This window comes from Methylobacterium sp. WL18, from assembly GCF_008040015.1.
GTDB lineage: Bacteria > Pseudomonadota > Alphaproteobacteria > Rhizobiales > Beijerinckiaceae > Methylobacterium > Methylobacterium mesophilicum.
The window spans coordinates 1-458 of sequence record NZ_VRVD01001328.1; the positions used below are offsets into that span (position 1 = coordinate 1).

Genomic DNA, 458 nt, shown 5'->3' on the forward strand with positions numbered 1-458 from the left:
GGCCGATGCCCGCGATGGCGCCGAGCGGCAAGCCGGCGCCGCGGGCGAGCCGGGCCCGGAAGGCGATGCGCGAGAACCCATCGAGGCCGACCGGCGGGTCCGGATTGTCCTTGCTGGTGGTGGCGAACACGCCGCCGATGCAGGCGTAGTCCACCGGGAGCCGGTACAGCTCGTCGGCCTGGGCGGCGGTCTTCACGGTCAGCCCGATGATCGCCCCCTCGCCGAGGAGACGGCGCGCCTCGGCCGGGTGCAGGTCGCTCTGGCCGAGGTGGACGCCGTCCGCACCTGCTGCCAGGGCCAGGTCGACACGGTCGTTGACCAGTACCGGCACCCGCCCGCCCACGGCGGCCTGGATCGCCCGGATCCGCGCGAGCGCGGCGCGGGCGTCCGGGATGTCCTTCTCGCGGTACTGGAGCAGGGTCGCGCCCCCCGTCGCCGCGTCGGCGGCGAGCCGCGCC

Annotated in this window: 1 protein-coding gene; it reads right to left on the reverse strand. The window is 76.2% G+C overall.

What is annotated here, in order from left to right; genetic code table 11:
- Positions 1 to 458 (reverse strand): thiamine phosphate synthase (locus FV228_RS32585; RefSeq protein ID WP_147858041.1); only part of this gene is annotated, 458 nt, incomplete at both ends.